The organism is Streptomyces sp. UH6, from assembly GCF_013421635.1.
GTDB classification, from domain to species: Bacteria; Actinomycetota; Actinomycetes; order Streptomycetales; family Streptomycetaceae; genus Streptomyces; species Streptomyces abyssomicinicus.
In genome coordinates this window covers 1-7,859 of the sequence record NZ_JACADT010000190.1, presented here as the reverse complement: position 1 = coordinate 7,859, position 7,859 = coordinate 1, and the positions used below count along the sequence as shown (strand labels likewise).

Below are 7,859 nucleotides of genomic sequence, written 5' to 3'. Positions count from 1 at the left end.
GCCCGTGAGCCCGTTCCGCATCACCCGCACCCTGCCCGAGGACGCCGCCCGGGCGGCGCTGAGCGCCGACGTCCTGGCCGGGCTGGGGAGCCGGCCGCGGTCGCTGCCGCCGAGGTGGTTCTACGACGCGCGGGGCAGTGAGCTGTTCGACCGGATCACCCGGCTGCCCGAGTACTACCCGACGCGCGCGGAACGGGAGATCCTCACCGACCGCTCCGGCGAGATCGCCCGGGTGAGCGGCGCGCGGACGCTGGTCGAGCTCGGCTCGGGGTCCTCGGAGAAGACCCGGCACCTGCTGGAGGCCATGCCGGAGCTCGGTCTGTACGTGCCGGTGGACGTGAGCGAGAGCGCGCTCGCCGGGGCGGGCCGGGAGCTGTCCGAGCGGCGGCCGGAGCTGGAGGTGCACGCCGTGGTGGCGGACTTCACCGGCCGGCTGGAGCTGCCCGAGGGTCCGGGTCCCCGGCTGGTGGCCTTCCTGGGCGGGACGATCGGCAACCTGGAACCCGAGGAGCGGGCGCGGTTCCTGTCGTCGGTGCGGGAGCTGATGTCGCCCGGGGACGCGCTGCTGCTGGGCACCGACCTGGTGAAGGACGAACGGGTGCTGGTCCGCGCGTACGACGACGCGCAGGGTGTGACGGCGGAGTTCAACCGGAACGTGCTGCGGGTGGTGAACCGGGAGCTGTCCGCCGACTTCCGGCCGGAGCTGTTCGACCATGTGGCGGTCTGGAACCCCGGGCCGGAGTGGGTGGAGATGCGGCTGCGGGCGCGCGGGGCGCAGACGGTGAAGATTCCCGGCGTGGACCTGGTCGTCGACTTCGCCGACGGGGAGGAGCTGCGGACGGAGATCTCGGCGAAGTTCCGCCCCGAGGGCGTCCGCTCGGAGCTGGCCGCGGTGGGGATGGAGGTCGTCCACCGGTGGACGGACCGTGCCGGGCTCTTCGCCCTCTCGCTGGGCGTGGTGCGCTGACGGATCCGTGCCGGGGCCCCTTCTCCGGGGCCCCGGCGCGGTCCGCGGCGCACGGGTGCGGCGCGATCTCAGCCGTAGACCGGGTCCAGCGCCTCGGTGATGGCATCCGACGCCTTCTCGGCCTCGCGGCGCGGGTCACCGCCGTTCAGGACGGCCGTCATGTAGCGCTTGATGGGGTTGTCCGCCTCCACCTCGGCCCACTCGGGCGTGGAGGGGGTGGCGCGGCCGTGCGCCGCGCCCTTGGCCATGGCGGCGACGCCCTCGTTGCCGGCGACGGCCCCGGCGAGCTTCTCCTTGTTGGGCACGTAGTTCATGGTGCGGGCCAGGTCCGTGGCCCACTTCTCGCTCACCAGGGCGCCGATCACGTCGATGGCCCCGTCCGGCTGGTCGGTGTTGCGGGGGACGATCAGGTCGGAGCCTCCGGTGAAGACCGCGCCGGGCTTCTCGGCGGTCTTGCCCGGGACGGGGAAGTAGCCGATGTCGCCCTCGAGTTCGGGGTTCTCGGCGAGGATCGACCGCACCACCCCCGGCACGGCGATGATCTGGGCGGCCTTGCCCTCGGCGAACACCCCGGCCTGCGGGGGGTGTTCCTCGTCGGCGTCCACCGGGCCGTCGCCCAGGGCCTGGAGCTGCCGGTAGAACTCCATTCCGCGCAGGGCGTCCTCCGAGTCCAGGGCGCCCTTCCATCCCTCGGAGCGCCGGACCGCCAGGTCGCCGCCCTCGTCCCAGACGAACCCGGCGAGCGTGTACCAGTCCTGGCCGGCCAGGTAGATGCCCTGGGCTCCCGCGCCGTCGAGCCGCCGGGTGGCGTCCAGCCACTCCTCACGGGTCCTGGGCGGTTCGGTGATCCCGGCCTGGGCGAACAGGTCCTTGCGGTAGACCACCACCCGGTTGGCGGCGTACCAGGGGATGCCGTACTGGTGGTTGCGGTCCCGGCCGGGGTCGGTGAGGCCGGGCAGGCAGTCGTCGATGCCCCAGTCGCGCACCGCCTCCAGGGTGAGGTCGAGGAGCCGTCCCTCCACGTACTGCGGCACCTGGGTGTTGCCGACCTCGATCACGTCCGGGCCGTCCGGGGCGTCCTCGGGCTTCATGGCCGCCTGCACCTTGGGGCCGATGCCTGTCCACTCCTGGATCTGGATGTCCAGCCGGATGTCCGGGTGGGTCGCCTCGAAGTCGGTGGTGAAGCGCTTCAGGAAGTCGTCGGAGGCGGTGCCCTTCATCAGCCACACGGTGACCGTGCTCCTGTCCGATCCACCCGGGAGCAGCCCGCAGGCAGCGGTGGTCATCAGGGCGGCCGAGGCGCCCATGAGTGCGAGAAGACGACGTCTCACGGTGGTCCTGTCCTGTTTAGTGCAGAAAGACCCGTGGGGGGACGAGCGCAGGCGGCTCGGGCAGGTGCCTGGATTTTGGTATGGACCAATAGCGCCGTCAAGGCCCGGCCACCACCGGGACGCGGCCACGGGCAGCGGCGACGCCTCGCGAACCGCCCCGGCATGGGGCACGGTGGAGGGGTGTCGGGCGTCCTCGTCCCCGCGACGCCCCGGAGAGGAGACGTCTTCATGTCGGACAACGTCTACCGGGTCACCGAGATCGTCGGCAGCTCCCACGAGGGGGTCGACCAAGCGATCCGCAACGCCGTGTCCCGCGCCTCGAAGACGGTGCGCAACCTCGACTGGTTCGAGGTCACCCAGGTCCGCGGACACATCGAGGGCGGGGAGATCGCGCACTACCAGGTGGGGCTGAAGGTCGGCTTCCGCATCGAGGAGCCGGAGTAGTCGGAGCACCGGAGTGGTCGGAGCAGCCGGAGTGGTCGGAGCAGCCGCGTCCGAATAGCCGCAGCAGCCCGAGTACCGGCGGCGGGCCGGGCGGGCGGCGCCTCCCACCGCGCCGCCCCGTCACCCGTCGGCTCAGGTCCGGCCCTCGCGCTCCTGGGCCTCGCGCAGGCCCTCGGACGCCTCGGCGGCCCAGCGGGCCCGCACGACGGGGAAACCCGCGCGCCGCGCGTCGTCGCAGACCAGTTCGTCGTCGTCGACCAGCATGCGGATCTCCCGGGTGGCGGCGAGTCGGCGGAGGATCTCCAGCTTGGTGCGGCGGGCCGGGCGGCGGTCGTGGTTCCGCCGCATCCACACCCGTCCTTCGGGCAGCCCCTGGGCGGCGAGCCAGTCGAGGGTGTCCTGCCGGCACCGCTCGGGGCGTCCGGTCAGGTAGACGACCTCGCACTCCCGCGCGGCCTCCAGGACCAGGGCGACGCCCTTCTCCAGCGGCGGGTCCTGCGGGGCGGCGTCGAAGAAGGCGTCCCAGTCCCTGGGCCGGTTCTCCAGGAAGCGCTGGCGGTGCGCGGTGTCCGCGAGCGTGTTGTCCAGGTCGAACACGGCGAGGGGGCGTCGGGTCTCCGTCACGCCCACCAGCCTAGGGGACGCCTCCGGGACGCCTCGGGGGCCGGCCGGGGTCGTGTGCGGCGGGAGCGGTCCGCGGCACGGCGGGCGCCGTCCCGTGACGCGGCGGGCGCCGTCCCATGGCTTGGCGGGTGCCGTCCCATGGCTTGGCGGGACCGGAATGAGCACCACGCCGGTCCCGCCCGTCCGCACCTCGTCGGCGAACGTCTCGGGCGGCTACCGCCGCGCTCCCTTGGCCGTGGCGCGGAGCCACTCGCGGTTCATGTCGGTGATGGAGGACAGCGGAATGCCCTTCGGGCAGGCCGTGGCGCACTCCCCCGCCAGGGTGCAGCCGCCGAACCCCTCGGCGTCCATCTGCCCGACCATGTCGAGCACCCGGGTCTCCCGCTCCGGGGCGCCCTGCGGGAGGACGTTGAGGTGGTTGACCTTCGCGGAGGTGAACAGCATCGCGGCGCCGTTGGGGCAGGCCGCCACGCACGCGCCGCAGCCGATGCACTCGGCGTGCTCGAAGGCGTGGTCGGCGTCCGGCTTCGGCACGGGCGTGGCGTGCGCCTCGGGGGCGGCTCCGGTCGGCGCGGTGATGTAGCCGCCCGCCTGGATGATCCGGTCGAAGGCGGACCGGTCGACCACCAGGTCCTTGATCACCGGGAAGGCGGCGGCCCGCCACGGCTCCACGTCGATGACGTCGCCGTCACGGAAGGACCGCATGTGGAGCTGGCAGGTGGTGGTCCGCTCCGGTCCGTGGGCGTCGCCGTTGATGACCAGGGAGCAGGCGCCGCAGATGCCCTCACGGCAGTCGTGGTCGAAGGCGACCGGTTCCTCACCCTCCAGGATGAGCTTCTCGTTGAGGGTGTCGAGCATCTCCAGGAAGGACATGTCGGGGGAGATGCCGTCCACCTGGTACGTGGACATGGCGCCTTCGTCGGCGGCGTCGCGCTGCCGCCAGACGCGCAGGGTGAGCCTCATGCGTAGCTCCGCTGGGTGGGGTGGACGTACTCGAAGACCAGGTCTTCCTTGTGCAGCACGGGCGCGGTGCCGGTGCCGGTGAACTCCCAGGCGGCGGCGTAGGAGAACGCGTCGTCCTTGCGCGCGGCCTCGCCCTCGGGGGTCCGGGACTCCTCGCGGAAGTGACCGCCGCAGGACTCGGTCCGGTGCAGCGCGTCCAGGCACATCAGCTCGGCGAGTTCCAGGTAGTCGACGATCCGGTTCGCCTTCTCCAGGGACTGGTTGAACTGCTCGCCGGTGCCGGGCACCTTGATCCGCCGCCAGAACTCCTCGCGGATCTGCGGGATCCGCTCGAGCGCCTTGAGCAGGCCGCCCTCGTCGCGTGCCATGCCGCAGAACTCCCACATCAGTTCGCCGAGTTCGCGGTGGAAGGAGTCCGGGGTGCGGTCACCGTCGACGGCCAGCAGCCGCTCCAGCCGTTCCCGGGTCGCGGCCACCGCCTCGCGGGCGGCGGGGTGTTCGGCGGTGACGTCGTCCTTGTGCGGGTTGCGGGCCAGGTAGTCGTTGATGGTGGCCGGCAGCACGAAGTAGCCGTCGGCCAGTCCCTGCATCAGGGCGGAGGCCCCGAGCCGGTTGGCGCCGTGGTCGGAGAAGTTGGCCTCGCCGACGGCGAACAGACCGGGGACGGTGGTCTGCAGGTCGTAGTCGACCCACAGCCCGCCCATCGTGTAGTGCACGGCGGGGTAGATCCGCATCGGGACCTCGTACGGGTTCTCCGCGGTGATGCGCTCGTACATCTCGAAGAGGTTGCCGTACTTCTCCTCGACCTTCTTGCGTCCCATCCGCCGGATGGCGTCGGCGAAGTCGAGATAGACGCCCTGACCGCCGGGCCCCACTCCCCTGCCCTCGTCGCACACGTTCTTGGCGGCGCGGGAGGCGATGTCGCGGGGGACCAGGTTGCCGAAGGAGGGGTAGATCCGCTCCAGGTAGTAGTCGCGCTCCTCCTCGGGGATCTCGTTCGGCGGCCGTTCGTCGCCCCGGACCCGGGGCACCCAGATGCGGCCGTCGTTGCGCAGCGACTCGCTCATCAGGGTGAGCTTGGACTGGTGGTCGCCGGTGCGCGGGATGCAGGTGGGGTGGATCTGGGTGAAGCAGGGGTTGGCGAAGTACGCGCCGCGCCGGTGCGCCCGCCAGACGGCGGTCGCGTTGGAGTTCATGGCGTTGGTCGACAGGTAGAAGACGTTGCCGTAGCCACCGGTGGCCAGCACGACCGCGTCGGCGAAGTGGGTGTCGATCCGGCCGGTGACCAGGTCGCGGACGACGATGCCCCGGGCGCGGCCGCCGGCCACGATCAGGTCGAGCATCTCGGTGCGCGGGTGCAGCTCGATGTTGCCGGCCGCGACCTGCCGGGAGAGCGCCTGGTAGGCGCCGAGCAGGAGCTGCTGGCCGGTCTGGCCGCGGGCGTAGAAGGTGCGGGAGACCTGGACGCCGCCGAAGGAGCGGTTGTCGAGCAGACCGCCGTACTCGCGGGCGAACGGCACGCCCTGCGCGACGCACTGGTCGATGATCTCGACGGAGATCTGGGCGAGGCGGTGGACGTTGGACTCGCGGGCGCGGAAGTCGCCGCCCTTGACCGTGTCGTAGAAGAGCCGGTGGACCGAGTCGCCGTCGTTGCGGTAGTTCTTCGCCGCGTTGATGCCGCCCTGGGCGGCCACCGAGTGGGCCCGGCGCGGGGAGTCCTGGAAGCAGAACTGGACGACCCGGTAGCCCTGCTCGGCGAGGGTGGCGCCGGCCGAGCCGCCCGCCAGGCCGGTGCCGACGACGATCACGGTGTGCTTGCGCCGGTTCGCCGGGTTGACCAGCTTGGCCTCGAAGCGGCGCCGGTCCCAGCGCTCGTGGACGGGGCCGGAGGGTGCCTTGGTGTCGGCGACGGGCTCGCCCGTCGTGTAGCGGGTGTAGGACATGTCAGCTCACCACTCCGGTCATGACGCCCACGGGGACGGCGACGAAGCCGGCCGTGAGCAGCAGTGCGAGAAGGCCGGCGGCGGTCTTCAGGACGCGGTCGCGGGTGCGGCCGCCGACGCCGAGGGTCTGGGCGGCGCTCCAGAAGCCGTGCCGGATGTGCAGGCCGAGCGCCAGCATGGCGACGATGTAGATCACGTTGCCGTACCAGGTGGAGAAGGAGTCCACCACGTTCTGGTAGGGCCGCCCCTCCTGGAAGCCGCCGGCGTGGACGTGGCCGGTGGTGAGGTCCAGGATGTGCCAGACGATGAACAGCGCGAGGATCACGCCGCCCCAGCGCATGGTCCGGGTGGCGTAGTCGCTGCCGCGCTTCTTGCGGGCGTACCTGGCGGGACGCGCCCTGCCGCCGCGCCGGCTGAGCTGGTAGGCGGCCGTGGCGTGGGCGAGGACCGCGGCCACCAGCACGACGCGGATGACCCAGAGGGTCCACGAGTAGTGCATGAACGGCTCGCCGACGGTGCGGATCCAGTGGCCGTAGGCGTTGAACTCTCCCGGGCCGAAGAACACCTTGAGGTTGCCGATCATGTGGGCGACCAGGTAGAGGAGCATGATCAGACCGCTGACGGCCATCACGGCCTTCTTGCCGACGGTCGAGTCCCATACCGCGCGTGTCCTGGACGGCCGTCGGTCCGTCCCCGTTGCCAGAGCCATGCAGTGAAGGTACGACCGCCTGGGCCGATCGGTCCAAGACATGATGTTCCTCGATCCGATAGGCACAGCCTATGCGTGCCTATCATCGGGGGATGCACCCGCAGCAACTGCGTTATTTCGTGGCGGTCGCCGAGACCCGCCACTTCACCCGCGCGGCGGAACTCGTCCATGTCGCGCAGCCCTCGCTCTCCCAGCAGATCAAGGCGCTGGAGCGGGAGTTGGGGGCGGACCTGTTCCTGCGGGCGCGCGGGAACATCACCCTGACGGACGCCGGCGAGACGCTGCTGCCGCTGGCGCGGCGGATCCTGGCGGACACCGAGACGGCCCGCCAGGAGGTCCAGGAGGTGGCCCAGCTGCGGCGCGGTCGGGTGCGGCTGGGGGCGACGCCGAGCCTGTGCACCGGTCTGCTGCCGGACGTGCTCCGGTCCTTCCACGACCGCTATCCGGGGATCCAGCTGCTGGTCGAGGAGGGCGGCTCGCACGATCTGGTACGGGAGCTGGCGCGCGGCGCGCTGGACCTCGCGCTGGTGGTGCTGCCGCTGCGGACGCCGTCGCCCGCGCTGACCACGGTGGAGCTGCTGCGGGAGGAGCTGGTGGTGGTCTCGTCACCGGAGTCACCGCCGCCGGGGCACGGGCGGGGCAGGGCGCGGCGGGTGCGGATCGCCGATCTGGAGGGGGAACGGCTGGTGATGTTCCGCCACGGGTACGACCTGCGGGAGCTGACCGTGGACGCGTGCCGGGCGGAGGGGTTCGAGCCGGATTTCGCCGTCGAGGGCGGCGAGATGGACGCCGTGCTGGGGTTCGTCCGCGCGGGTCTGGGGGTGGCGGTGGTGCCGCGGATGGTGGCCGGGCGTACGGGGCTGCGGGTGACGCCGCTG

At 71.9% G+C, this 7,859-nt stretch carries 8 protein-coding genes; 3 read left to right on the top strand and 5 right to left on the bottom strand.

What is annotated here, in order from left to right:
• Positions 1–4 precede the first annotated feature (4 nt).
• Positions 5–967, top strand: a complete 963-nt coding sequence (gene egtD / locus HW445_RS12350; RefSeq protein ID WP_180221072.1) for an L-histidine N(alpha)-methyltransferase — start codon at positions 5–7, stop codon at positions 965–967.
• 68 nt (positions 968–1,035) lie between these two features.
• Here egtD and HW445_RS12345 read toward each other — a convergent pair whose 3' ends face one another.
• Positions 1,036–2,298: an extracellular solute-binding protein gene (locus HW445_RS12345; protein WP_180221071.1), complete on the bottom strand. Its 1,263-nt coding sequence runs from the start codon at positions 2,296–2,298 to the stop codon at positions 1,036–1,038.
• A gap of 228 nt (positions 2,299–2,526) precedes the next feature.
• Here HW445_RS12345 and HW445_RS12340 point away from each other — a divergent pair, with 228 nt between their 5' ends.
• The gene (locus HW445_RS12340) at positions 2,527–2,742 is read left to right on the top strand and encodes a dodecin (RefSeq protein WP_180221070.1); all 216 of its coding nucleotides are present in this window, start codon (positions 2,527–2,529) and stop codon (positions 2,740–2,742) included.
• 132 nt (positions 2,743–2,874) lie between these two features.
• On the opposite strand, the gene HW445_RS12335 is transcribed toward HW445_RS12340, so the two are convergent.
• From HW445_RS12335 to HW445_RS12320, 4 genes are all read right to left on the bottom strand, one after another.
• Positions 2,875–3,366, bottom strand: a complete 492-nt coding sequence (locus HW445_RS12335) for an HAD family acid phosphatase (protein ID WP_180221069.1) — start codon at positions 3,364–3,366, stop codon at positions 2,875–2,877.
• Between the two features lie 213 nt (positions 3,367–3,579).
• Positions 3,580–4,329 (bottom strand): succinate dehydrogenase/fumarate reductase iron-sulfur subunit, encoded by a 750-nt coding sequence (locus HW445_RS12330; RefSeq protein ID WP_180221068.1) that lies wholly within the window; start codon positions 4,327–4,329, stop codon positions 3,580–3,582.
• The gene (locus HW445_RS12325) at positions 4,326–6,272 is read right to left on the bottom strand and encodes a fumarate reductase/succinate dehydrogenase flavoprotein subunit (RefSeq protein ID WP_180221067.1); all 1,947 of its coding nucleotides are present in this window, start codon (positions 6,270–6,272) and stop codon (positions 4,326–4,328) included. Before HW445_RS12325 ends, HW445_RS12330 begins: the two co-directional genes overlap by 4 nt.
• Position 6,273: 1 nt before the next feature.
• Positions 6,274–6,981 (bottom strand): succinate dehydrogenase, encoded by a 708-nt coding sequence (locus tag HW445_RS12320; protein ID WP_180221066.1) that lies wholly within the window; start codon positions 6,979–6,981, stop codon positions 6,274–6,276.
• A gap of 92 nt (positions 6,982–7,073) precedes the next feature.
• Here HW445_RS12320 and HW445_RS12315 point away from each other — a divergent pair.
• A partial coding sequence (locus HW445_RS12315; RefSeq protein ID WP_180221065.1) for a LysR family transcriptional regulator occupies positions 7,074–7,859 on the top strand: 786 nt, incomplete at its 3' end.

Coding starts and splice junctions, on each gene's coding strand:
- HW445_RS12340 (WP_180221070.1), top strand. CDS start 2,527: ATGTCGGACAACGTCTACCGGGTCACCGAGATCGTCGGCAGCTCCCAC.
- HW445_RS12325 (WP_180221067.1), bottom strand. CDS start 6,272: ATGTCCTACACCCGCTACACGACGGGCGAGCCCGTCGCCGACACCAAG.
- HW445_RS12320 (WP_180221066.1), bottom strand. CDS start 6,981: ATGGCTCTGGCAACGGGGACGGACCGACGGCCGTCCAGGACACGCGCG.
- HW445_RS12330 (WP_180221068.1), bottom strand. CDS start 4,329: ATGAGGCTCACCCTGCGCGTCTGGCGGCAGCGCGACGCCGCCGACGAA.